General features: G+C 31.9%; 16 protein-coding genes. 14 read left to right on the top strand and 2 right to left on the bottom strand.

Translation table 11 applies throughout. The features are described from left to right. Positions 1-115: 115 nt before the first annotated feature. The 6 genes from WKK_RS06715 (at position 116) to WKK_RS06740 (ending at position 8,510) form a co-directional block, all read left to right on the top strand. On the top strand, positions 116-1,219 hold the full coding sequence (locus WKK_RS06715) for a hypothetical protein (protein WP_242821438.1): 1,104 nt from the start codon (positions 116-118) through the stop codon (positions 1,217-1,219). Positions 1,220-1,294: 75 nt separating this feature from the next. Then, positions 1,295-2,728: a glycan biosynthesis hexose transferase WsfD gene (gene wsfD / locus WKK_RS06720; RefSeq protein ID WP_013989852.1), complete on the top strand. Its 1,434-nt coding sequence runs from the start codon at positions 1,295-1,297 to the stop codon at positions 2,726-2,728. A 3-nt stretch (positions 2,729-2,731) separates the two neighbouring features. Continuing rightward, a complete protein-coding gene (locus tag WKK_RS06725) occupies positions 2,732-4,318 on the top strand; it encodes a hypothetical protein (RefSeq protein WP_013989853.1) in 1,587 nt (528 codons plus the stop codon). 23 nt (positions 4,319-4,341) lie between these two features. Beyond that, complete coding sequence (locus WKK_RS06730; RefSeq protein WP_193387218.1) at positions 4,342-5,595, top strand: glycosyltransferase family 2 protein; 1,254 nt, start codon at positions 4,342-4,344, stop codon at positions 5,593-5,595. Further along, complete coding sequence (locus WKK_RS06735) at positions 5,534-7,663, top strand: cellulose biosynthesis cyclic di-GMP-binding regulatory protein BcsB (RefSeq protein ID WP_242821439.1); 2,130 nt, start codon at positions 5,534-5,536, stop codon at positions 7,661-7,663. Before WKK_RS06730 ends, WKK_RS06735 begins: the two co-directional genes overlap by 62 nt. Continuing rightward, a complete protein-coding gene (locus WKK_RS06740; protein ID WP_013989856.1) occupies positions 7,653-8,510 on the top strand; it encodes a GGDEF domain-containing protein in 858 nt (285 codons plus the stop codon). The genes WKK_RS06735 and WKK_RS06740 overlap by 11 nt, the downstream gene beginning before the upstream one ends. A 141-nt stretch (positions 8,511-8,651) precedes the next feature. On the opposite strand, the gene WKK_RS06745 is transcribed toward WKK_RS06740, so the two are convergent. Beyond that, on the bottom strand, positions 8,652-9,566 hold the full coding sequence (locus WKK_RS06745; protein WP_006845351.1) for a LysR family transcriptional regulator: 915 nt from the start codon (positions 9,564-9,566) through the stop codon (positions 8,652-8,654). Positions 9,567-9,705: 139 nt separating this feature from the next. Between WKK_RS06745 and WKK_RS06750 the strand changes: the two genes are divergently transcribed. Next, positions 9,706-11,337, top strand: coding sequence for a malolactic enzyme (locus WKK_RS06750; RefSeq protein WP_278244474.1), 1,632 nt, complete (start codon positions 9,706-9,708; stop codon positions 11,335-11,337). Between the two features lie 15 nt (positions 11,338-11,352). Next, positions 11,353-12,624, top strand: coding sequence for a 2-hydroxycarboxylate transporter family protein (locus WKK_RS06755; RefSeq protein WP_013989858.1), 1,272 nt, complete (start codon positions 11,353-11,355; stop codon positions 12,622-12,624). Between the two features lie 490 nt (positions 12,625-13,114). Here WKK_RS06755 and WKK_RS06760 read toward each other — a convergent pair whose 3' ends face one another. Further along, on the bottom strand, positions 13,115-14,662 hold the full coding sequence (locus tag WKK_RS06760) for a helix-turn-helix domain-containing protein (RefSeq protein ID WP_013989859.1): 1,548 nt from the start codon (positions 14,660-14,662) through the stop codon (positions 13,115-13,117). A gap of 175 nt (positions 14,663-14,837) precedes the next feature. On the opposite strand from WKK_RS06760, the gene larD reads away from it, so the two are divergent. The 6 genes from larD (at position 14,838) to WKK_RS07180 (ending at position 24,791) form a co-directional block, all read left to right on the top strand. Continuing rightward, a complete protein-coding gene (larD, locus tag WKK_RS06765; protein ID WP_006845357.1) occupies positions 14,838-15,551 on the top strand; it encodes a D/L-lactic acid transporter LarD in 714 nt (237 codons plus the stop codon). 396 nt (positions 15,552-15,947) lie between these two features. After that, complete coding sequence (locus WKK_RS06770; RefSeq protein WP_013989860.1) at positions 15,948-17,405, top strand: glycosyltransferase; 1,458 nt, start codon at positions 15,948-15,950, stop codon at positions 17,403-17,405. Next, positions 17,402-18,247, top strand: coding sequence for a hypothetical protein (locus WKK_RS06775; RefSeq protein WP_013989861.1), 846 nt, complete (start codon positions 17,402-17,404; stop codon positions 18,245-18,247). Before WKK_RS06770 ends, WKK_RS06775 begins: the two co-directional genes overlap by 4 nt. Positions 18,248-18,317: 70 nt before the next feature. After that, the gene (locus tag WKK_RS07020) at positions 18,318-21,956 is read left to right on the top strand and encodes a hypothetical protein (protein ID WP_013989862.1); all 3,639 of its coding nucleotides are present in this window, start codon (positions 18,318-18,320) and stop codon (positions 21,954-21,956) included. A 331-nt stretch (positions 21,957-22,287) separates the two neighbouring features. Continuing rightward, positions 22,288-24,588, top strand: coding sequence for a preprotein translocase subunit SecA (locus tag WKK_RS06785; protein WP_013989863.1), 2,301 nt, complete (start codon positions 22,288-22,290; stop codon positions 24,586-24,588). A 20-nt stretch (positions 24,589-24,608) separates the two neighbouring features. Continuing rightward, positions 24,609-24,791, top strand: coding sequence for a hypothetical protein (locus tag WKK_RS07180; protein WP_013989864.1), 183 nt, complete (start codon positions 24,609-24,611; stop codon positions 24,789-24,791).

The following is a 24,791-nucleotide window of genomic DNA, read 5'->3' on the forward strand; positions in this document are numbered from 1 at the left end:
CTTTAAAATGAATGCGTATATATAAATGATTAAGATTTAAATTTTTAATTATATATTAATTATAATACAATAAGAATATAGAGTGATGATAATGAAAAAACATAAAAATATCGTAATGTTAATTATAATTTTTGCTGTAATTATCATTTTTTTGGGAGTTCGTAGGGAGATTTACCAGAGCCATTTAATAAAAATAGATAATGCTAATTTAGTGAAAAATAAAAAATTCAACAATTATCCAGAACAAACACAAAACTTAGTTGGTTTTATTAAAAGTAATTTATTAATCAAAGAGGGAATTTACACTAATCCCTTCGCTAAAGTTAATGCTCAGAATACTAATTTAGCTACTGGTAAGGAAATGTTAACAGAATCATCAGGAATGTGGTTGCAATACTTAATTGAAATGGATTCAAAAGACTCATTCCAAGATTTTTATAAAAATACCAAAGCAACTTTTTGGAAAAATGATCAGTTCAATTATCGTTATGATCCAAATAATAAAAAATTATCCAATGTAAATGCAACATTAGATGATTTAAGAATTGTTCGAGCATTAATTATATATGATCAAAGATATAAAACCGATTTTTATGAGAAAGATATCTCTGAAATTTATAACCACTTAAAAGGAACGGCGATTAAAGATGGGACAGTGCTGGACTATTATGACCCTGTATTGAAAAAAGGGTCAGCGAATAGTAGCTTGGCCTATTATTATTTGGATACTTTAAGGGGCTTAGAACAAAGTAAGCCTGATCAAAGAAAATATGAACAGCAAATTAAAATTGTAGAAGAAGGTTATTTATCAGATGATTTCCCATTGTATGCCAGTAATTTTAATGTAAAAAGTAGGATTTATAGTTCAAATGATTTAAATACTTCGGAAGCTTTAGAAGTATTATTACATTTGGCACAAGTTGGAAAATTAAAGAATACAAGTCAAAAATGGTTAATTGAAAAGGTAGAGAACAAGACCTTGTTTAATAGTTATTCAACGCAAGGCTCTCCGATTAATCACGATACATCAGTAGCTAATTATGCTTTAGCTGCTCAAATTTTTAAATTAACAAATGATAAAAAGCATTATCAAGATGCCATGACGATCATTTGGCAGAGTCAGATTAAAAATGGTAAATACAAAGGCGGATTAGGGGATGTAAAAAGTAGGCAATTTTATTCATATAATAATTTAAATGCGTTGATTGCTGCTGAATAAAAATATAATTACAAAGGCGTGAGTCTTATGAAAATAAAAGTAGAGACAAAATTTTTAAGATTTATAACACCATCCATGTTGGCAGTAATTTTAACGATATTAATTGTAGGGCCATTGTTATTTAGTAACAATCCTCATGGATATGCTGATAATGGTGATTTCTGGCGAGTGATTTATCAAAACGGACTCTATCCCTCACGTAAAGGGGTTGGTGATACATATCAATATGTTTTACAACATTATAATATCATGCAGTATTTTAATGAGCATCCAACTGTGATACATTCCTCTCAGAATGGTCTAGTAAAAATTGCGATTTGGATAAATGAATTTTTTTATAGTAAAACGGTTTTTGATATTAGATTTATGGGAGTTGTTTACTTTGTCCCATTTTGTGGAACTATTTATTTTTTGACAGAAGCTTTGACGTTAGGTAAAAGGAATTTTACGAATTACTTCATTGCTTTGCTAGTTGTATTTGTTTTTGCAGATTCATCTTTCACATTGTATATGAATTCTTTATTTGCTGAAGCCGGTGGGTATATTTTCATGCTTCTTGCTGCTGCCATGTTACTGTTATGGAGTAGGCGACGTTATAAAAAAAATTGGTTATTAATTTTAACATATTTTATATGTGTGATTTTATTTGTTTTTAACAAACAACAAAATGCTCCGTTAGCGTTAAGCTTTTTAGTTATATCGATGAGTTTGCTTTTAGCTCAAGGTTTGAAAAAATATCGAATTTATATTTTGTCAGGCATGTTAGCTATCTTGGTAACAGGAATTATAACGTTCCTTTTGATTCCAAAAGAGTTTAATGACATTAATATGTACCAAAGCTTTGCAAATGGTGTTGTTTTATACAACGACGCTGATCCAGGTAAACAAATCGAAAAAGAAGGTATTAACGGCCAATTTAGTCTGACACGTGGTGGAGCTTATAATCCTAAGAATTATTCTGATATAATGCCCCCAGAAAAATATACCGAGAAACATTTAACTAATAAAATTAACACATTTTGGATTGTAAAATATTATGTTAAGCATTTTACGCAGTTTAAACGTCTATTAGATTTAGCAGCTGAAGATTTAATGGCTACGCAACCACAGGCAGTGGGTGATTATACTCGTCAGTCTGGAGCTAAGCCGTATAAACAGGTTAAATATTTCACGGGATTTAGAATTTTAATGAGAGCATTATTTCCACAAAAATTTTCCTTCTTAATTTTATTAACATTTACTTTGGCTTTCGTAAATTCTGTAGCGATGTATGATGATTTCAAAAATAAGAAGGTTAATAATCCTGGTACAACAAGATGGTTTATGGTCATGGGACTGATGAGCATGGCCATAGATATTCCTATCATTTCCATAATAGGGGATGGTGATGCAGATTTAGCAAAACACCTTTTCTATGCTGATGTTGCGATTGACTTAATTTTGGTAATAACGATTTCAGATACACTTAATCATCAACTCTGGCATTTTAATACACAAAAAGAAGAATAAGATATGTTCAAAAAAATATGGTTAGTTTTAATCACTTTAATTGTGGAAATGTTTTTATTCAATGCTGCGGGACAGGCTGACACTAAACAACCTGTAGTTTTATTTATGTATGATTCACTTAATATTGATAATAATAAAGCGGAAAATGTATATTCACTTAATCGCCTATTAGTTAGTACAGGCTGTAATGTTCAAATGATGCAGATAGATGAATATCAAGCTGGCGAACTAGATGATGATAAATATGATGGCGTTGTAACATTAATTAATTGGCCTGAGCATGAACAAAGTAATAAGGCGTTAGATGAAGATCGATTAAAATTCAATGGGATTCAGATTCATATTGGAGATAATATGAATTTAAACGAAATGAATGATATTAATGGGGAAACAATTAGCTACCATCAACGAGAGTTTATTCTTAAGGATCCAGATCGAAAAGTTGAACAACATTTACCGCAATTAGATAAATTGACAGTTTTTGATCAATTGTCATCAGATACCACGACGATCGGTTTTTTAAAAATACAAGGTCAGGATCACGAATACCCATATGGAATTATTAGTCGTAATCAAGGATACGTTCCTTATTATGCCAGTGATGATGATAGCACGTTTTTATTAGCAACGTTAATAAAAATAATGTTTAATTTACCTAATAGAGTAAACCCGCCTTTATTTACGATTGGTGGAGTTACTCCGTATACTGATTTAGCTTTATTGAAGAAGATAACCAGATATTTAAAACAAACAAAGCGAACCTTTGCGATTTCAGCAACCATTCCCGACGGTAATTTTGATTTATATGCTTATCAAAAATTTGTAAATGAATTAAATCGTGTAACAAATAGCGGGGGACTCCTATTTATTAAAAATCCATATGTCGGTGATTCAGGTCCTAGTGATAGTAATATTGATAAATTACAAAGGCAAACACAGGATGGAGTTAATCATTTAATTGATAGAAATGTATATCCAATTGGACTTGGACTTGACGAGTACTGGTTACGTGATAATACCTATAAAAAGGGTTATGGGGACTCTTCTAATACACAAATTTTATTTCCAAATCCTAAACAATTTGGCTTTGCTCAACAAGATAATTATAGTAAAACGGTTAAAAATTCGATCTATGCGGTCGAGATGAATCAGATTAATTCCGATTTAAGAGGGACAACATTGAATAATGTTGATTTTCATGCAGATATCCCTTTTGCGATTACATTTGAGATGCCAGATAACACTCAAAAATTAAAACAATTAGAAAATGAAATTAAAAATATCAAATTTAAATTATTTACCAACGATGAAAATGATATTGAAACACAATTCTCAACTAGTGATCATGACATTGCCTACTCTAATCATCAATATTTATTAGATAATAAAATAGCCAATAGGGATAATGTTAAGGTTACGACTAAAAGAGCGCCTAAATATCAACCAGTTGAAAACTGGGGAAATAAGTTTTTTAATAGTCAAAATCGGATAATGTGGTTCTTTTTTGGGATTACTTTTGTAATTTTAGGTATCTTTTTAGTAAAGGGAAGAAAAATATATTTGAAAATGTTCAAGCGCCATAATGATTAATAGCATAGAAAGAGGTGACTAAAATTTCTATTTTAGATATTGCTTTATTTATTGCGATTATTTCCATTTGGGGAATTATGATTGTGAATGTTATTTTGACCATTGCTGGGTATATTTATTATTTAAATTGGACTAATACACCAGCTCCACAACTAAAGAATGAAACTCCTTTTGTTTCTATTATGGTACCTGCGCATAATGAGGGAATTGTAATTGTAAAAACAGTTCAATCACTATTAGCATTTGATTATCCTGCTGATAAATATGAAATCATTGTAATTAATGATAATTCAAATGACAATTCTGCTGAATTATTGAAAACTTTGCAACAAGTTAATCCGGATCGAAATCTGAAAGTGATTAATACCGATGCAGTAAATGGTGGGAAAGGGAAGTCCAATGCATTAAATATTGGATTAAAAAAAGCAAAAGGTTCCGTTATTTCAATTTATGATGCAGATAATACACCAGAACATGGAGCATTGCGCTATTTAGTGGCCGAATTGATGGGACATGATGAATATGGAGCAGTTATTGGTAAATTTAGGACCAGAAATAAAAATGCTTCTATTCTAACCAGATTTATTAACATTGAAACGTTATCATTTCAATGGATGGCTCAGGCTGGAAGACAACAACTATTTCATCTAGGAACAATCCCAGGCACGAATTATGTTATTCGGCGCGAGCTTATTGAAAAAGTTGGGGGATGGGATGAAAAAGCGCTAGCTGAAGATACGGAAATTAGTTTTCAAATCTACGGATTAGGGTATTTAATTAAGTTCCAACCCTTGGCGGTGACTTGGGAGCAAGAACCTCAAACGATGGATGTTTGGTTCCACCAACGAACGCGTTGGGTTAAAGGGAATATTTATGTTGTGTTGAAGAACTTTAAGAAACTTTTTACTAAAGCAGGTAGACACATTCGGTTTGATTTAGTATATTTTGCGTCAATATACTTTCTATTACTGACATCATTAATTTTGTCAGATATTATTTTTGTATTATCAGTTGCAGGAATAACACATTCAACTCTAACAGGGTTTAGTAATGAATTATGGTTTGTTGCAATCTTGAGTTTCATTGTGACAACATTTATTACTATTACCACTGAAAAAGGCGAGATGAAAATAAGTAACTTGTTTATGATTGTTGCAATGTATTTAATATATAGTCAGATGTGGTTAGCAGTGGCGCTATACGGGATGGTGGGATATGTTAGAGAACAAATTTTTCATAAAGAAGCCAAGTGGTATAAGACTAAACGGTATAAGTAAAAAGTTTCAAGGGATATTATTATTAATTGCTTTAATATTGGGGATGATCTATGGATCCACAACAATTGTTTGGGCAGATAATAATAATGAAAACAAAAATTTTAGTCAAAATTTTAATAATTCTAATATGACAATATCTGGTGAAACAGTCCAAGAGGATGTGTTTTTTAATAAAATGGATTATTGGGATGTTAATAAAGGAACAATTAACTTTAATTTTAAGGTATCACAACTCGATGATTATAACGTTTCAGACTTAACATTATCTATGAATGGGATTAAATTCTATTCTTTTCGACCAGATGCAACGGATGATATCCAAAATAAAACGATTGATGTCCCCGTTGATTTATTGCAAGGATCGAATCATTTACAAATTTCAGGACAAACATTTAATCAAAGTGATAATAATACAACGCTTTTGGCAACACCAGCTAATTGGTTGACGGTTTATCAAGATTCAAATATTAATTTGGATTATTCATTATCTGAAGCAGATGATAAAATTAATCAATTTTATGATCATTTTACAGGTTTTGATACAGTGATAAATCAAAAATCGGCTATCCGGATTAACACTAATCTATCTGATCCAGAGTTAGAAGCAAACCTGTATGCTTTATCAGGAATTGATGGTGTAGTATCAGATAAAGGTAAAATATCGTTAATTAATAGTGATGACCAGGCGATAAATAATTATGATTATCAAATCATTATTTCTAAACAAGCACATCTCCCAGAACAATTCAAAGAAGTTGGTAAAGATTTGGGCCAACAAGAAGCGTGCATTAAAGCTATTAATGATCAAGGAAAGCATTACCTAGTAGTAACTGCGAAAACGAATAAACAATTGATTAAGGCCGCACGATTTGTTTCTAATTCAGAGTTAATGAAAGAGACGCAACAAGCGAACAAAAAGATTTCAACAAAAACTGAAACTTACTTGGCTTCACCAACAAATAAATTTGTTCAAGAAATCTCATCAAATGACACGACTTTATCGGGTTCCGGTCATCAAGAGGCAACTTATTCACTTGAAATGCCAAAAGCTCGTAATAATGCGAATGGTTCGACAATTCTCCTCCATACAAAATATGCTAAAAATATTGATTTTAGTAAATCCCTAGTGACGGTTGAACTTGATGGAAAAAAGATTGGAAGTCATCAATTAACTGCCAAAAAAGCAGATAATGACACTTTTGAAATTAAAATACCAAATGGCCAAGCGCTTGGAAAAGGGTTTAATATAAAAGTTATTTTCGATATGGTAAATAACCAATCTTCATTGAATCAAACACCATGGGCCATTATTGAAAAACAATCCAAGGTTACGATCAAAACAGAGCCGATGAATAATTTGTTATTTTCTAATTATCCTAGTACTTTTATTAAGAATAAGACATATGAGCATATCGCGTTGATTCGACCTGAAAAATTGAATAGTATTTATCTTGATACACTTTCTAGTTTATTTAATGGGATAGGTAGTTATGTTGAACAGAATACCGGGCAGATAAAAGTTTATCATAAAACACCCAACAAAACACAACTAGCAAATAGCAGTATTATTACCTTTGGGACACCTAAGGATAATCAATTTATTAGAAATTCCAATAATGATTTATATTTTAAATTTGATCATCATTTTAAAAATATCGTGTCTAATGAAAAAATGAGTTTAGAATCCAACTATAGTCGTAAAATTGGAACGGCACAGTTGTTACGCTCACCCTATAATCAGAAACGGTCAATCTTAATTTTAACGGCTATCCATGAACAAGATGTAGCGATGGCTGCGAACACAGTTAGTTCACAGAGTGGATTATCCCAAGTTGATGGGGATGCGATTGTTATTGATCGAGATAACCAACAAAAGACATATCGTTTTAAAAAAGATATTGCTGCTGACGCCAAATTAGACCTTGACTTAAGATTAAAACGGAATCAAAAATTAATAGTATATCTTGTTGTCTTTACATTGATCCTGATTTCATTGATTGGTGTAATTATCGTCATTTTATATAAAAATGATAATCTGAGATTTGGAAGGAATAATCATGAAAGATAATAAAAGCACCTCAATTTTAAGTGATGTTTATTTATTAATTTTTTTGGCATTGATTTTAACAACAGCGATTATGACAGAGTTATCAGGTCAATTAATGGCAAATGCGATTTATTTATTTGTCACCATGTTATTGATCTTAATAATGTATTTTTTTGGTTTGCTTATTGGGATTGCTTTTAATTTAGTCTTTATGTTTGGGCAGGTTCTCTACATTATTTTTTTAAATTCAATTAATCATGGGGAAATAGAACTATTACAAATCTATTGGCTGATTGTGCCATTAGTATTGTCCATTACTTTTTATTCAATGACTAATAGAGTGCGACAATTACAAAGTGATAATCTAGAGTTACAAAATAGAATCATTGAACAGGGTGCTTTTAATACCAAAACCAATCTAAGAACAACGGCTGCATTTTTAGAGGATTCAAATATATTTACAGAAACCAGTCAACGGTTTAACATTCCGACCAGTGTTGTAGCCATTCAAGTTCGATATTTGGAACAATTAAGAGAAATTATGAGTGAACGACGGATTGATGAATTAATTGATTTAACTACGACAGCCTTAAAACACAGTACTCGTGGTAATGATATTTCCTATTTATTAAATGATGATGAAAGTAATTTAACGTGGGCGACACTTTTATATACTGATCTTGATGGAGCAAAAATAGTTGAGGAGCGAATTAAAGATAATTTTGATCAATTATTGATTAATGCTAAATCTTTAAAGGATATTGATATTAGTTTAAAAACCGGCGCAGTGGAATACGACAATCAAGAAATGAAAAGTGCTAATGCGTATATGGATGCAGCGATTAAAGAATTAGAATATGACGTTTGATAATGTAACAAAATTTTGAAATAAATTAACTATGAATTTAATTAAGATTATAAAAATAAAACTGGTTGGAGGTAGATGACTTAACGTCAAAATACTTCTTTCCAGTTTTGTTTTTTTGATTAATATGGTTAAATTAAATACTTATTGATCACTAATTTCATTTTTTGTGTTCGAATATTTGGAAAGAACTGTGCTAAACATTTGTTCTTCTGGTGTTAAGATGTGATTTCTTCTAAATGCGATACTTCCTATGAATGTTGGCTGATTCTCATCATTTAAGGGGAGTACAACTATATTTGATGAATTTGGGTTGACGATATCAGCTAATAAGGCAATACCTAAGTTTTCTGCAACCATATTCATTAAAAAATTTATATCGGAAGTTTTCATAAAAAAATTCGGTCTAATGTTATTTTCATTGGCGAAAATTGTCATGGCCTGATTATGAACAAAATTAGAATCTAGTGCTATAAATTGTTCTTTTTTTAGATCAGCGAAAGAAACACTTTCTTTTTGCGAAAGGGGATTTTTTTTGGAAACGAAAATTTTAAAATGAGCTTTTACGAATGGCTCTTGATTTAACTCTTCATGAACATTGCTATTTAATGAACCCAATAATGCAATGTCAACATCACCATCTAGTAAAGATTTTTTTAATACATTAGAGCCTGCTTCGTAAATATGCATGTTTTTGATATTAAAATATTTGTCAAATTCTTTGCTGGCGGCTACGATTTTGGCAAAATAAGCATTTTTCAACATTGGTGGTAAACCAATGGTAGTAATATGCGATTTTAAGTGATTCAATTCATGTTGGGCACTACCCAATTCTGTCATAATTGAGCTAGTATGTTTATATAATTGTTCCCCTTCAGGCGTGAAGTGTAATTCAGTTTGAGCATTTCCTCTAATTACTAATTTGCTATGAAAGTACGTTTCCAATCGTTTTAATGCCGTACTAATTGAAGGTTGACTAACACCAAAAGTTTGAGCAACTTTTGTAAAACTTTTTTTATTATATAATTCATTAAAATATTCGAAATCTTCTGTTTTCATCTTAACCCCTTTAATATAGGTACTTTTGGCTGGGTGTATAAATTTATTTTATAGTATATGCTAAGTTTGACTATAAAACAATAAGCGGTGTATAGTCAACCTATTGATAAATAAAAATATTAATTTCACGGAGGAAATAATAATGAATACCAAAGGATACGACATTTTACGTAACCAATTTTTAAATAAGGGTACAGCTTTCACAATGGAAGAACGTGCAGAACTTGGATTGATTGGTGCATTGCCAAGCAAAGTACAAACTCTTGAAGAACAAACTGAACAAGCTTACAAGCAATTCCAATCTAAAAGCCCATTGCTTGAAAAAAGAATTTTCTTGATGAATTTGTTTAATGAAAACGTTACTTTGTTCTATAACTTGATGGACCAACACGTTTCAGAATTCATGCCTATTGTTTATGATCCAGTTGTTGCTGATTCAATTGAACAATACAATGAAATCTACACTAACCCTCAAAATGCTGCATTTTTGTCTGTTGATCGTCCTGAAGATATCGAAAGTGCTTTAAAGAACGCTTCTGATGGAAGAGACATCAAGTTAGTTGTTGTAACCGATGCTGAAGGTATCTTAGGTATGGGTGACTGGGGTGTTAACGGTGTTGATATTGCCGTTGGTAAATTGATGGTTTATACAGCCGCTGCTGGTATCGATCCAGCATCAGTTTTGCCAATTAGCATTGATGCAGGAACTAACAACAAAGCATTGTTGGAAAATCCTTTGTACTTAGGAAACAAGCACGAGCGTATTGCTGGTGACGAATATCTTGCATTTATTGATAAGTTTGTTGCTGCTGAACAAAAGTTGTTCCCAGAATCATTATTGCACTGGGAAGACTTTGGTCGTGCCAATGCTCAAGTTATCTTAGATAAGTACAAGAATAACATCGCAACATTTAACGATGATATTCAAGGAACAGGAATGATTGTTCTAGCAGGTATCTTTGGAGCATTGAACATCTCAAAGGAAAAGTTGGTTGATCAAACTTTCGTTACCTTTGGTGCCGGATCAGCCGGTATGGGAATTGCTAACCAAATCTTCTCAGAATTAAAGCAAGCTGGATTATCTGATGACGAAGCTCGCAGCCACTTCTATCTTGTTGATAAGCAAGGATTGTTGTTTGATGACACAGAAGGTTTGACTGAAGCACAAAAGCCATTCACTCGTTCACGTAAAGAATTTGCTAATGCAGATCAACTAACTGATTTAGAAGCAGTTGTTAATGAAATTCACCCAACTGTTTTGATTGGTACTTCAACACAACCTGGTGCCTTTACAGAATCAATTGTTAAGTCAATGGCAGCACATACTGAACGTCCAATTATCTTCCCATTGTCAAACCCAACAAAGTTGATCGAAGCCTCAGCAGAAAACTTAATTAAGTGGACTGATGGAAAAGCTTTGATCGCTACAGGAATTCCTTCTGACGATGTTGAATACAATGGTGTTACTTATACTATTGGTCAAGGAAACAATGCTTTGATTTATCCTGGATTAGGATTTGGGCTAGTTGCTGCAACAGCTAAGTTGTTGACACCTGAGACTATTTCAGCAGCCATCCATGCACTTGGTGGACTAGTTGATGCTGACGAAGCTGGGGCAGCTGTATTGCCACCTGTTTCAAATCTTACTGAATTCTCACAAAAGATTGCTGAAGTTACAGCGCAAAGCGTAGTAGATCAAGATCTTAACCGCGAACCAATTGCAGATGTTAAGCAAGCAGTTCAAGACGCTAAGTGGTCTGCAGAATACTAATTAGGGTGTAGAAAATTGGAAAAGATAAAAAAAATTAAAATTAGTGGTGTCAGTTTACCATTGTATATACTGATGTTAGTTGTATTGTTTGTAACAATCGCACTAAAGAAATTACCACTAAATATGCTAGGGTTAACATTAATGTTGGTGTTACTTGGTCACCTATTTTACTACCTTGGTAGTATCATACCTGTGGTTAAGTCATATCTTGGTGGAGGATCAGTTTTCACGATCTTCGCCGCAGCTGCTTTGGCAGCAACAGGAATTATTCCAGCCAATGTCGTAGGTGCTACTAAGACCTTTTTAAATGACCAAGGATTATTGGACTTTTATATTGCCGCATTAATTGTTGGATCTATTCTAGGTATGAATCGTAAGTTGCTTATGAAAGCTGCTGTAAGATTCATTCCGGTATCTCTAATCGCCATGGTCGCAGGGTTCTTCTCTGTTGGTTTGGTTGGAAAGTTATTGGGACTAGGATTTGGTCATTCAGTAATGTTCGTTTCTATGCCAATGATGGCTGGAGGAATTGGTGCAGGTGCCGTTCCTTTGTCTCATATTTACTCTCAAGGATTAGGCGTAAGTTCAGCATCAATGTTTTCACAGTTGATTCCTGCCGTTACCTTGGGAAATGTCCTTGCAGTTATTGGGGCAGCCTTGATTTCTAAAATTTGGGCAAATACTAAGTATGATGGACATGGTGTTTTGTTGCCAATTAATGAAGATGAAAAAACTGAACCAATCAAAAACCTTGATGCAACACGCATTGGAGTTGGTATGTTGGTAGCCTTCTCATTCTTCCTAGTTGGTACCATCTTAAACAGCTTTGTACCAAAGGTTCACGCTTATGCTTTTATCATTATTTTGGTTATTTTAGCTAAAGCATTTAACTTAGTTCCTAAGCACTTAGAAGAATCAGTTGTTATGTTCAACAATGTTATTATGGGTAATTTGACACACGCCGTATTGGCTGGTATCGGATTAGCTTTGATCGACTTAAATGTTTTGGCACAATCATTGACTTGGAAGTTTGTTATTTTGACACTAACTAGTGTTATCGTAATGGGTCTTGTAAGTGCTCTAGTTGGTAAGTTGTTTGGACTTTATCCCGTTGAAACTGCAATTGCGTCAGGAATGGCCAATAACAGTATGGGTGGAACTGGTAATGTCGCTGTTTTGTCAGCTTCAAACCGTATGAGTATGATCGCCTTTGCTCAAATGGGTAACCGAATGGGAGGAGCCATCGTGCTAATCCTAGGTGGAATCTTAATTCAATTCTGGCATTAAAAAATGCTACCTTTTCTTAGTAAGATATAATGATTAGAGTTACGATCACTTATGCTCAAATGAGCAAGCGACTGGGGAGCAATTGTTCTAATTCTAGGATAATTCCTAATTAAATTTAGACATTAAAAATATTATATTTTCTCATAAGAACTAAGTAAAAGAGCTGTAAATAATATATTTACAGCTCTTTTTTTATGCAGATATAAGTAAAATAAGGATTAACAATATTATCTCGAAGCTTTATTATTAATTCCTGAAGATTTAAATAAAATTATTATTTAATAGCGGATGTAGTTTTATACAATGATGATAGCGTATTTGGTGAAGATTTCAAACTATGTAAATAAGTACTTGCAATTAAAGGTGTTTTAATCAAAATAAAAACTGATCGGAGATATTTGTCGGAGATATTTGGTATAATACCAAAATGTTTCTGATCAGTTTTTATATAATTGTAAAATTAATAAATTGAGCCAATAGCTTATTAGGTTTATACATCAAAAATTTCTGGATTTTTTTCTTTTGTAATACGTGTCATAAATTCACGTAGATATAAGCTATCATTAAAATCTAGTTGGGGTTTAATAAAGATCTGATGGTCCGGATCGATCGATTTATCAACAAACAGGGCGGTGCTGACTAATACATCAGGTTTTACCACATAGCCCATTGTTTTTTGAGTAAAAATTTCAATATTAAAATAAGGATCTAAGATTTCTTTTACATGAATTGTAAAAATTTGTTCAGCAAAAGATGTCGCGTCCATTTTAACAAGAATATTGATTTTAGGATCAAAATAATGATGTGGGAAAATAAGAAGAAAAGCCATCGCATTAAACATAATGGAGGTATGTAATTCATCCTCAGTTAAATCAGTATTATTGGGACGGGTTAGTTCACTGATACCATGAAATAATCCAGCGTCCATATTATTACCGAAATGATCCATATCAATATTGGAAACGGTTAAGCTTAAATCATGGAAGAGATTTAGATGAAACTGGCCAGCAATAACAGTGGCCAAAAATAATTCACCAGCGGGGGTGCTAAAGTCGATTTTGACATTGGTCCGACCTTCAACAGCCATAATATATTTAACTATCTTTTTGTAGAAAGGATGGTTTAACGCCTTGAGTTTCCCAAAAATAACTTGTGCTCGATTACCTGATGAATAAGCATCACTCATTGCTTTAAACCACAATATGACGAAGTTTAATTCAGTATCATTTAAGTCGAAATTATTATTTAGATAATCGTATAATTCTTGATCTCGGTCATCTAAGATTAATAAATCTAATAAATCTTGATTAATCTCTTTTGGGTCAATGAAATTATTAACGATAATTTGCGAAAGATTAGTTCCAAAAATATACATTAATTCATTTAATTTACCTTCATTAAAATTAATAGAATAAATAGTACCAATTCGTAAAGCTAAATTTCGCATACTTTTTTGAGAGATATTAGCAAATGGCCATTGTAGGCCTCGGTAATTTCGCCATAGAAAGGTTGCTAATCCAAAACGAATTTTAATTGAATCTCCGTTTAGGGTTAATGAACCTTTTGAAATTAAAATAGATACACCATATTTCTTCATGTAACTATTGAATTTAGAGATATTACGTCGAAGGGCGGTCTCACTGATATAGTTGTCGTAACAAAATTGTTTAACGTTGATTTCACGATTAACTAAAAATTGTTTACTAATAATCATTGCAATGGATTTATCGATAATTTTACAAAACAGATATTGAAAGTTGATTTGATTACCAGTAAAGTAATAAAGGTTGTTTTCTTTCTTTATTTCACCATAATGAATATTTTCATCAGTTTCATTTTCTTCTGCTAATTTAGCAACTTCATTGATTGATTCGATGTATTTATAAATTGTTCGGCGACTTAATTGGAAGTATTCTTGAATTGCTGATATGTCCATACCATGATGGTGGTCAGCTATAATTTTTAAAATATACCCCTGATGATGAATGTCACTACTATAAATGTCAGCCGCAAAATGTTTAATAAATTCTTCAGGCATTAAAAACTCCTTAAGTTGATGATTATATAAATATAATTATTGTTTATTTTTGGCTTTAAATCAAGCATAAGGACCTAAATGAAACAAAACGTTAATTTCATTAGACTATTTACTTTATTGAATGTATTAAGATATAATAGTAGGGTTGTCTATATTATACTTTTAGGGAGTTAAAATGATACATAATTTATTAGCTGAGTTTTTAAGCACCGCTTTAATGATTGTTTTTGGGGTTGGCGTCCATTCGGACGTAGTATTGAATAATACTAAGTACCATGGGTCAGGGCATTTATTTGCAATTACTACATGGGCGTTTGGTATTTCAGTGGCATTATTTATTTTTGGTGGGGTTTGTATGAATCCAGCCATGGCCTTGGCACAGAGTATTTTAGGACTTTTGCCTTGGTCTTCATTTATTCCGTATAGCTTAGCAGAATTAGCTGGTGGAATCGTTGGTGCAATTATTGTTTGGATTATGTATGCTGATCAGTTTAAAGCCTCTGAAGGCAAAGTTGATGCAGTAGACATTCGTAATATTTTTACTACATCACCAGCTATTCGTAATTTACCTCGTAATTTTTTTGTTGAAGCTTTTGCAACGTTTATTTTCATTACAGGAATTTTAGCTATTGTTCAAGTTAAAACTGAAGGATTGTCAGCAATCGGGGTTGGATTGTTGGTTTGGGCAATCGGTATGGGAATTGGTGGAACGACTGGGTTCGCGATGAACTTAGCTCGAGACATGGGACCACGTATTGCTCATCGGATTCTACCAATTGCTAATAAAGCGGACTCAGACTGGAAGTATGCTATCCTGGTTCCTGGAATTGCTCCTTTCGTTGGTGCAGCGTGCGCAGCAGCATTTGTAAAATTCTTTTTACATATCTAAAAAGATAATTATTTCAATATTATCTTAGTTAGATTGCAATTTATTCTAAAAATTTAATTAATGCTCCATAAATTATTCTCGTTTTTTAAAAACGTTAATAGTTTATGGAGCTTTTTTGTATAACCATTATTTTTCAAAAAAGTTACAAATATGATATTAAGGTACGATTTATTTGACAAAAGGTCATTAAAATAGTTACTTTTAGTAAGTTTAAAGATTAAGTTAAAGCTGATTTAAAGCCGTTTTGAAGAATAGTATTTCAAAAAATGTAAATAAATATGCAAAGATAGATTAACCAAAAAGGTACAAATAAAATGTAACTTTTAGAAAAAATATATATAAAATTAGGCGTTATACTAATTAATAATAAGAAATAAAGAAATTAGGAGTTTCGTTATGAACTTTTTTATTAATAAAGCGATGGGCCATGGTAATAGTGGAGTAGAACATGCTCAATTTTATAGAGCCGATAGGTTTAGAGAACGTCAAATTCCATTTAAATTAATTTTTAATGAATTGCTGCCAAACCTCCACCAACACATGAAAGAATGGAACTTAAAAGAGTCAGAAGTAATTAATGTATTTGATTTTTTAATGAGTGATAATCCAAATGAATATGCTATAAATGGGTTAAAAGAAACATATGATTCAGACAGTGATGTTCTTTGGGATTTAACTAACACTCAACGGATTATTAAAACAAGGACGAGTTCTGGGTATAAAATGACAACGCTTCGAAATAAAATCTATTCAACAGAAAAAGAAATTTATTTAGTAAGTGATGATCGAATTTTCTTAGAGAATGGGAAACATAAATTAAACTGGAAGGTTCGTGATGATAAAGATTTAGGAAACGTTATGGAGTCTATCCACTTAGATGAATTTAATGGAGCTAACTATTTCTTTAACACTTTTGAAGAAATGCTTTCATTTTTTTATACAGAATTAGAGAAAATATTTGAGAATAATACCTACATTTTGGACCGAGGTTCAGAAAACGAAGAGGCTCTAGTTGATCTACGTATCAAAGGGCATAAATTTCATTTAGTAGAGATTATGCATGCTGCACATTTATCTGATTTTATAGATGGTCATCCAGTGTGGAATCAATATTATCAATATATGTTTGATCATTTAAAGTGGATTGATTATATTGTTGTAGCTACTGAACTACAGAAGAAAGACATGCAAAAACATTTAAAGATGGCTAATTTACCATACGGTAATAAGATCATTAATATTCCGGTTGGTGGTGTAAAACATATTTCACCGGCTAAAAAATGGAATAAGAAACATACCATGAAGCTTGTCACAGCTTCGAGGCTACATGAAGAAAAACATATTTCACATATTATTCGGGCAATTAAAAAGTTAAAAGAAAACGCTTATGATATAACTTTAGATATCTTTGGTGCAGGGGCAGAGCATGATGAATTAGCTGCTTTAATCAAAGAGCTAAAATTAAGCGATATTGTAACGTTAAAAGGCTTAAGCCAAGATGTTGTGAAAGATATTGCTCCTTATGATGCGTTTGTTGGTGCTTCTTACTCAGAAGGCTTTGGATTAACATATATTGAAGCAATCAGCGATTCTTTACCAATTGCATCGTATGCTAATCTCTATGGCGCTCAAGAATTAGTTACAGAAGGTAAAAATGGATATCTGGCTTCATTTGATCGAAGTGCTAGAACTGAAGATGAAGTCCAAAAGAATATTGATAATCTAACTGAGTCAATCGAAAAAGTGTTTAAAAATTACAATAAACTTTCTATTGGCGCGCGTGAAGTTGCGGAGAAGTATCAAGCAAAAATCATTGCAATTAAATGGGACGTTTTAATGGGTGAATTGAAATGATAAAAAAAGTAGAAGTAATTAATTCCTTAGATTATTTAAATTATGAAGGAATTAAATGGCAAATTGAAAATGTTATTAGTGGTAAAAGCGACGAGCTATGGATTGCAACGCCACATGAAAATGCAGCAAATATTTTATCGACATATGGGCTAGACATTAAAGATAAGAAAGTTTTCGATATCTATACTAATCAATATTTAAAACCGATTTCTAAAAAAGATGGAATCTGGTGGACTGATTTAAAGGTACCAAATCAAGCTCAATTAGTTGTTAGTGATAAATGGACTAAATCAATAACAAGTCATGGTGAAAAGTTAGCTGAAATCCGATGGTTTAATGATGGTAGTCGAATTGTTCAAGCAGTAATTTGGCTTAATGAAAATGGCGATATTGACTATAAAGATATTTATCGAAGAGATGGATCTTTATTCGCTAAACAATATTATAGTGAAGGGCATATTTTACAATCTGATTTCTATGATCAAGATGGGTTAGATGTTTCAACAAGTGATTTTTATTTTGAAAATGAAGTTAATATGGTTTTAAATAACGATGAAAAGTATGTGAACCCAAATGATTTTATTAAGACACTGTTGAATAATAAAAAAGGGTATGAATATAACGTAACTCAATTAGGAAGAGAACTTAGCTTTATACCTAATGAGAGCAATTTAACTTTTATTGACACAATAGTTGATGAAGATAATTCAATAAAGGGTAATATCTACGATTTATTAAACAATGAAAATCATAAAATCAAGCAAATTAATTTATCTACTCCAAATTATCGCGAACTTCAAACCAGAGATTTAATCAGTGATAAAGTCACTAAACTAAAATAGCCTTGTCTCTAATTAATTTATATATGTACATGTAATTATTCAAAAAAACATTAAAAAGGGATTATATGATATGAATAGTCGTAATAATAAAGATAAATTAAAAATATTAAAAACCAGTACCATTAAATATCGATTGTACAAATTTGGAAAAGATCTAGTTAACGGCTCTAATAAGACGATTGGTACTAAAGATATAGATCAAATCGCTGCATCTGATCATACGGGCTCTAAAGTAGTATTAGGGGCTTTATTGTCCTTAGGTGCTGTTTCGTCAACAGTTGCAGTCACCAATTCTGCACGAGCTGATAATGATGTTAAAAATAAAGTTAAGAGTTCAGACAAAGATGCCTCAACGTTAGCTAATAAAGATCATTCCATTATCGCTTTAACTAATACGGAAGGTAAAGAAAATAAAGGGATTGATGTAACACCTGCAAAAAAGATTTATAATGAGGAAATTTTTGAATACGAAGATGGAACTGATATTTCTGATCATAATTTTTATGTTGACTCAGATAGTGGTGAAGCAAATCTAATAGCTCCTCCAGAAGTAAAAGGATACTATCCCAATGTTAAGCTTTCTAGATTTAAAATTCCTACTTATGGTTTAGATATTGGATTGCATGAATTCATCAGTGATTTTGAAATAAAGAATGAAGATGGTAGTGAAGTATCTAATTGGAGTGAATTTGTAAGTTCTGTAAATTCAGGATCTATTAAAGGTTTATTTGGTGCTAGCTCAGAAGATAATGTTTTATCTATTAATATAGTATATTCTAAAGGAGAATTCACTTGGGATAAAGTAAAGGATCTAACTTATAATTCTACAGATCCTAATGCCGTTAAGCCAAAAGCTGAAGATTATATTGATGTAAATAGTATTAAAGAACCTGATGATGAACCGACTATTACAGATAATTTAACAATTGATGATTCTAAAGTTAATTATAAAAATCCTGGTACATATGATGTTGATGTTCAATATATTGACCGACAGTTGACTGACCACCATCAAACGGCTCACTTAACAGTTACAGCAGGAGAATTTTCATGGGATAAACCAAAAGATCAAACTTATGATTCATCAGATCCTAAGGCAACGAAGCCCACAGTTGAGGATTACATTGATGTAAGTAGCATCAAGGAACCCGACGATAAACCATACGATAAAAGTAAGTTAAAATTGGATGATAGTAAAGTCGATTACAGTAAAGAGGGTGAGTATCAGGTCACTATTTCTTATACTGATGATCAAGGTGTCGAACACACTACTACAGCTACTATAACTATTGTTAAGACTTATGAATCTAACTCAAATTCAAATTCTGAATCAGAAAGTAATTCAACATCAAAAGATGATAGTATCTCTAAATCAGAAAGTAATTCAACATCAAAAGATGATAGTATCTCTAAATCAGAAAGTAATTCAACATCAAAAGATGATAGTATCTCTAAATCGGAAAGTAATTCAACGTCAAAAGATGATAGTATCTCTGAATCAAATAGCCGTTCAGAATCAATTCATGATAGTAATTCGACAAGTGATTCAACTTCATTATACGATAGTACCTCTAAGTCCAGAAGTGAATCAATAAGTAAGTCGTCTTCATTGTATGATAGTGCTTCTAGTTCAAACAGTGTTTCCAAAGAGGGTTCAATTTCTAAGAGTTTTTCGGACTCATACTCTGATTATTTTTCTAAATCTGCCTCTACTTCTAAGAGCACTTCTGCATCAAATTCAGGAGTGATAAGTGACTCAAATGCTTCTGATAGTAACGCAATTTCTGATTCGAAGAATGACTCAGAATCAACCTCTAAGCTAAACTCTAGTTCAAAGTCAGTTAGTGATGGAGAAGTTTCAAAGAGTATTTCTGAATCAGAATCAACAAGTGATGAAACCTCAGATTCAAATAATTCAAAGAGTGATTCAGAATCGATCTCTGCTTCAACATCTAAGTCAAATTCGGTGCCAAATCCAAATGAATCAGAATCAGCATCAGACTCGACGAGTGATTCTGCATCAACTTCAACGTCAAAGTCGAAGAGTGAATCAGATCATTCAGATAGTACTTCAGTGTCAGATTCAAAGTCGGCATCTGTTTCAAATTCATCAGATGATTCAAATTCAGATCTTTCTAGAAGTGCATCAATTAGTGAATCAGATAGTACTTCTAGCTCAAACTCAAAGAGTAATTCTGAAGGGTCAGTGAGTGCATCGGCTTCAACATCAGATAGTACATCAACTTCGTTGATTAAGCCTGATGATCCAGAACAATCAGAGAGTGCTTCAGATAGTACCAATGATAGTGAATCAATCTCTAAATCAATTTCAGATTCAAACAATGATGATTCAAACTCAAGCTCAAATTCTAAGAATGATTCAGCTTCAAATAGTAAATCAGATTCAAAGAGTGATTCAGATGCTTCAAATTCGGCTTCTGATTCAAAGTCAACTTCAGCAGATGGATCAAACTCAAATTCATTAAGCGATTCAAATGCATCAGATTCAGCATCAAATTCAAGTGCGGATTCAGATTCAAGTAGTAAGTCAAAGAGTACTTCAGCATCAAATTCAGGAGTAATAAGTGACTCAAATGCTTCAGATAGTAGCTCAATTTCTAACTCAAAGGACGACTCAGAGTCAACCTCTGATCTAAACTCTAGCTCAAAGTCAACTAGTGATAGTGAAGCTTCAAAGAGTGCATCAGATTCAGAATCAACAAGTAAGGAAATCTCAGATTCGAATAATTCAAAGAGTGATTCAGAATCAATCTCTGCCTCAACTTCAAAGTCTAATTCGACATCAAATCCTAACTCAAATGACTCAGATTCAGCGTCGGATTCAACGAGTGATTCAAAGTCAACTTCAACGTCAAAGTCGAAGAGTGAATCAGATCATTCAGATAGTAATTCGGTGTCAACTTCAAAGTCAGAATCAAGCTCAGTTTCAAAGAGTGAGTCAGATTCAAATGCGTCTGATAGTAGTTCAGCTAGTCGTTCTGATAGTGAATCATCATCGATCTCAAATTCAAAGGGTGACAATGATGAATCAAAGAGTGCATCGGCCTCAACTTCAGATAGCACATCAAATTCTTTGAATAAGCCAGATGATCCAGAGCTATCAGAGAGTGCTTCAAATAGTACCAATGATAGTGAATCAACTTCTAAATCAACTTCAGATTCAAAGAACGATGATTCAAAATCAAGTTCAGAATCTAATAATGATTCAGTTTCAAACAGTGAATCAGATTCAAAGAGTGATTCAGATGCTTCAAATTCGGCTTCTGATTCAAAGTCAACTTCAGCAGATGGATCAAACTCAAATTCATTGAGCGATTCAAATGCATCAGATTCAGCATCAAATTCAGGGTCAGACTCAGATTCAAGTAGTAAGTCAAAGAGTACTTCTGGATCAACATCAGAATCACAAAGTGATTCAAATGCATCTGATAGTAATTCTGCTTCAAGTTCAAAGAGTGAATCAGAGTCAACCTCTGATCTAAACTCTAGCTCAAAGTCAACTAGTGATAGTGAAGCTTCAAAGAGTGCATCAGATTCCAACAGTATTTCAGATTCTATGTCGTCATCGTTAAGCGATTCAAATGCATCTGATAGTAATTCAATTTCAGAGTCAAATAATATCTCAGAATCAATAAGTAACAATGATACTTCAAATATTACTTCGTATTCAGAATCTACTCCAAAATAAAATATTGATTATAATGATTCAGATACAACATCAGAAAACGAATTGCCAGAAACTTTTGCAGCACCATCTAAATTAAGTAACATTATCCCTAATATAATGGAGTTATTAGGAGCAGGTATGCTTCTTAAAAAGAATAAAAAGAGAGATAAATAGGTACTATAGACTGTACTTATAATGTAAAAGAAAGGTTCTAGTATCAAATCATTTTTGAGTCTAGAACCTTTCTTTTTGTTTATTTTGTTATGCATAAAACCAATAAATATGAGCAAAAAAGTATTACAATTAATATATAAATACTAACTATATAAAATTAAGTAGGATATGAAATAACATGAATAATTTTTTAAGAATATCAAAAAAAGTTCTTATTTTACAAAAAGATCTCGAAGTAAAAAGCAATATTGAATTTAATGAATATGCGCAAAAGATGACTCTTAAATTTTATAAACTTAATAAATTGGATAATGAAATGGAAATTTCAGCCTTAAGTATAATTGTGGAGGCCATCAGGAGAGAAGAAGGATATATTGCTTTCCCTGTTCAAATCATTGGTGCATTAACATTATTAAATGGGAACATAGCAGAAATGAAGACAGGTGAGGGCAAAACTATTACCGCTATAATAGCATTATATTTGGGGTATCTAAAAAATCATCATCAAATTTTATTTACTCAGAATCAATATTTAGCTAAACGTGACTATGAGTTTTCTCGTCCTATCTTTAAGAGATTAAATATCCCCTCTGGTTTGGTTGAAGAGTTGGATAAAAATAGTGATCAGAAATTTAGTTTTAAAATGAAAGAACGACAGGCGTTATATGATAACCCTATTGTTTATACAACCAATGATGTATTCGGATTTGATTATCTACAATCTAATTTAGTATCACAATCAGAAGAAAAATTAAACTTACATTTTGATTGGGCTATCATCGATGAAATAGATTCTATATTATTGGATGATGCGCAAATGCCACTGATTATTTCAGGTAATCCTAAAGCACAATCAAATTTATTTAAAATCACTAATAATTTTGTTAGTCTGTTAGATCCTCTTAGAGACTATCAAATGGATAATCGGAAAAAAACAGTTTGGTTAACAGAACGTGGTGTTCAAAAAGCAAATAAATTTTTCAGAGTTGAAAATTTATTTAGTGAAAATAATTTTGAATTAGTAAAGCATGTAATGTTGGCACTGCAGGCGAATACTATTATGAAGTTAGGTGATGATTATATTGTTACAGATGGAGAAATAAAATTATTAGATTCAACAACTGGACGTATTATGGAGGGATCATTATTTGAATCAGGATTACACCAAGCAATAGAGGCTAAGGAATTTGTTTCGTTGTCTAAAGAAAATAGATCTATGGCTTCTGTTACCTATCAAAATTTATTTAGAATGTTTAATCAACTATCAGGTTTGACGGGAACAGCTTATACAAATAGAAAAGAGTTCTTAGAAATATATAATCTACGTGTGGATAGGATTCCAGAAAACATAAAATCTGTACGTAAAGATCTTAAAGATCACTATACAGTATCTTTGAGTAATAAATTAGAACAAATTATGAAAAGGACGATGGAGCTAATTGAAGCTGGGAGACCAGTTTTATTGGTAACAGAATCTATTTTTACGGCTAACATATATTCTAATTTTTTCTGGTCTAGAAATATATCTCATAATGTTTTGACAGGATCACAAATTGCAAATGAAGCAGAAATCATTAAAATGGCAGGTAAAAAGTCGACGTTAACAATTGCTACTATTATTGCTGGGCGTGGTACTGATATTAAAATTGACAAAGAGGTTCAAGAAATTGGTGGGTTAGCTGTTATAGCTACGGAACATTTCTCTAGTAAGCGAATAGATAATCAAGTAAGAGGAAGGTCAGGACGGCAAGGTGAAAGTGGGACTACTGAATTTTTTGTTTCATTGGAAGACAAGATCTTTGAAGACTTTTACGTCAAAGGGATTGACCGAATTTCTAATAAAAAAACAGTAAAATTAAATTTTTTCCAAAAAGAATATATCAAGCATAAAATTAAGCAGATTCAAACTAAATTTGAAGAAGAAGATTATAAAAACAGATTTAATTCAATGGAAATGGATGAGACATTACGTGTTCAAAGAGAAATTATTTATCATGAAAGAGATAGTATTATAAATCAAAATCAATTTAGTCATAGACATTTTGTAGAATTATTAAAAGGATATGCCAAAGATATCGTTGATAACGAAAACTATGATAAAACAAGATTTATATTTGATTTCATTGATGAATCATATAGTATTGATGATCAAATAAATATAGAAGAAGAGATTAATGATCGATTTAATTACGTTCAAAATCTTCTAGATCAATACCCGGATGCTTTTGAAGAATTTATAAATCAAATATTATTGAAGTCCATAGATACTGAATGGGTATTACATGTAGACAGAATGCAACAATTACGATTATTAATTGATAAGCGTGTAACGGGTCAAAAGAATCCATTGCAAGAATATCAAGAAGACAGTCAAAGATTATATAAATTTTTTAGAAAATCGGTCAATAAAGCTATCTTGAAAAATTTCATGTTAAGTAGGTTAGAAGTAAAAAATAATCTAAAGGTTACTTTCCCTTAAAATAAGGAGCTATAAACATTATGAAGATGGATAAATTAGAGAATAAATCTACTATTGAACTTAATAAATTAGGAGAAGATCGAAGAAGTAGGGGAAATAATAAACGGCAAAAAAGTATACTATCTATAGTTATGGCCTATGCTATGGTCCTTATAGTTATTATTGGACTAATTAGAACAATATTATTAATAATGAACAGTTAA

It is taken from the genome of Weissella koreensis KACC 15510 (genome assembly GCF_000219805.1).
Taxonomy (GTDB): Bacteria; Bacillota; Bacilli; order Lactobacillales; family Lactobacillaceae; genus Weissella; species Weissella koreensis.

Bases quoted from the DNA above. Each gene is read 5' to 3' on its own strand.
- WKK_RS06715 (WP_242821438.1), top strand. From the start codon at position 116: ATGTTAATTATAATTTTTGCTGTAATTATCATTTTTTTGGGAGTTCGT.
- wsfD (WP_013989852.1), top strand. From the start codon at position 1,295: ATGTTGGCAGTAATTTTAACGATATTAATTGTAGGGCCATTGTTATTT.
- WKK_RS06725 (WP_013989853.1), top strand. From the start codon at position 2,732: ATGTTCAAAAAAATATGGTTAGTTTTAATCACTTTAATTGTGGAAATG.
- WKK_RS06735 (WP_242821439.1), top strand. From the start codon at position 5,534: ATGTTAGAGAACAAATTTTTCATAAAGAAGCCAAGTGGTATAAGACTA.
- WKK_RS06740 (WP_013989856.1), top strand. From the start codon at position 7,653: ATGAAAGATAATAAAAGCACCTCAATTTTAAGTGATGTTTATTTATTA.
- WKK_RS06745 (WP_006845351.1), bottom strand. From the start codon at position 9,566: ATGAAAACAGAAGATTTCGAATATTTTAATGAATTATATAATAAAAAA.
- WKK_RS06760 (WP_013989859.1), bottom strand. From the start codon at position 14,662: ATGCCTGAAGAATTTATTAAACATTTTGCGGCTGACATTTATAGTAGT.
- larD (WP_006845357.1), top strand. From the start codon at position 14,838: ATGATACATAATTTATTAGCTGAGTTTTTAAGCACCGCTTTAATGATT.
- WKK_RS06770 (WP_013989860.1), top strand. From the start codon at position 15,948: ATGAACTTTTTTATTAATAAAGCGATGGGCCATGGTAATAGTGGAGTA.
- WKK_RS06775 (WP_013989861.1), top strand. From the start codon at position 17,402: ATGATAAAAAAAGTAGAAGTAATTAATTCCTTAGATTATTTAAATTAT.
- WKK_RS07020 (WP_013989862.1), top strand. From the start codon at position 18,318: ATGAATAGTCGTAATAATAAAGATAAATTAAAAATATTAAAAACCAGT.
- WKK_RS06785 (WP_013989863.1), top strand. From the start codon at position 22,288: ATGAATAATTTTTTAAGAATATCAAAAAAAGTTCTTATTTTACAAAAA.
- WKK_RS07180 (WP_013989864.1), top strand. From the start codon at position 24,609: ATGAAGATGGATAAATTAGAGAATAAATCTACTATTGAACTTAATAAA.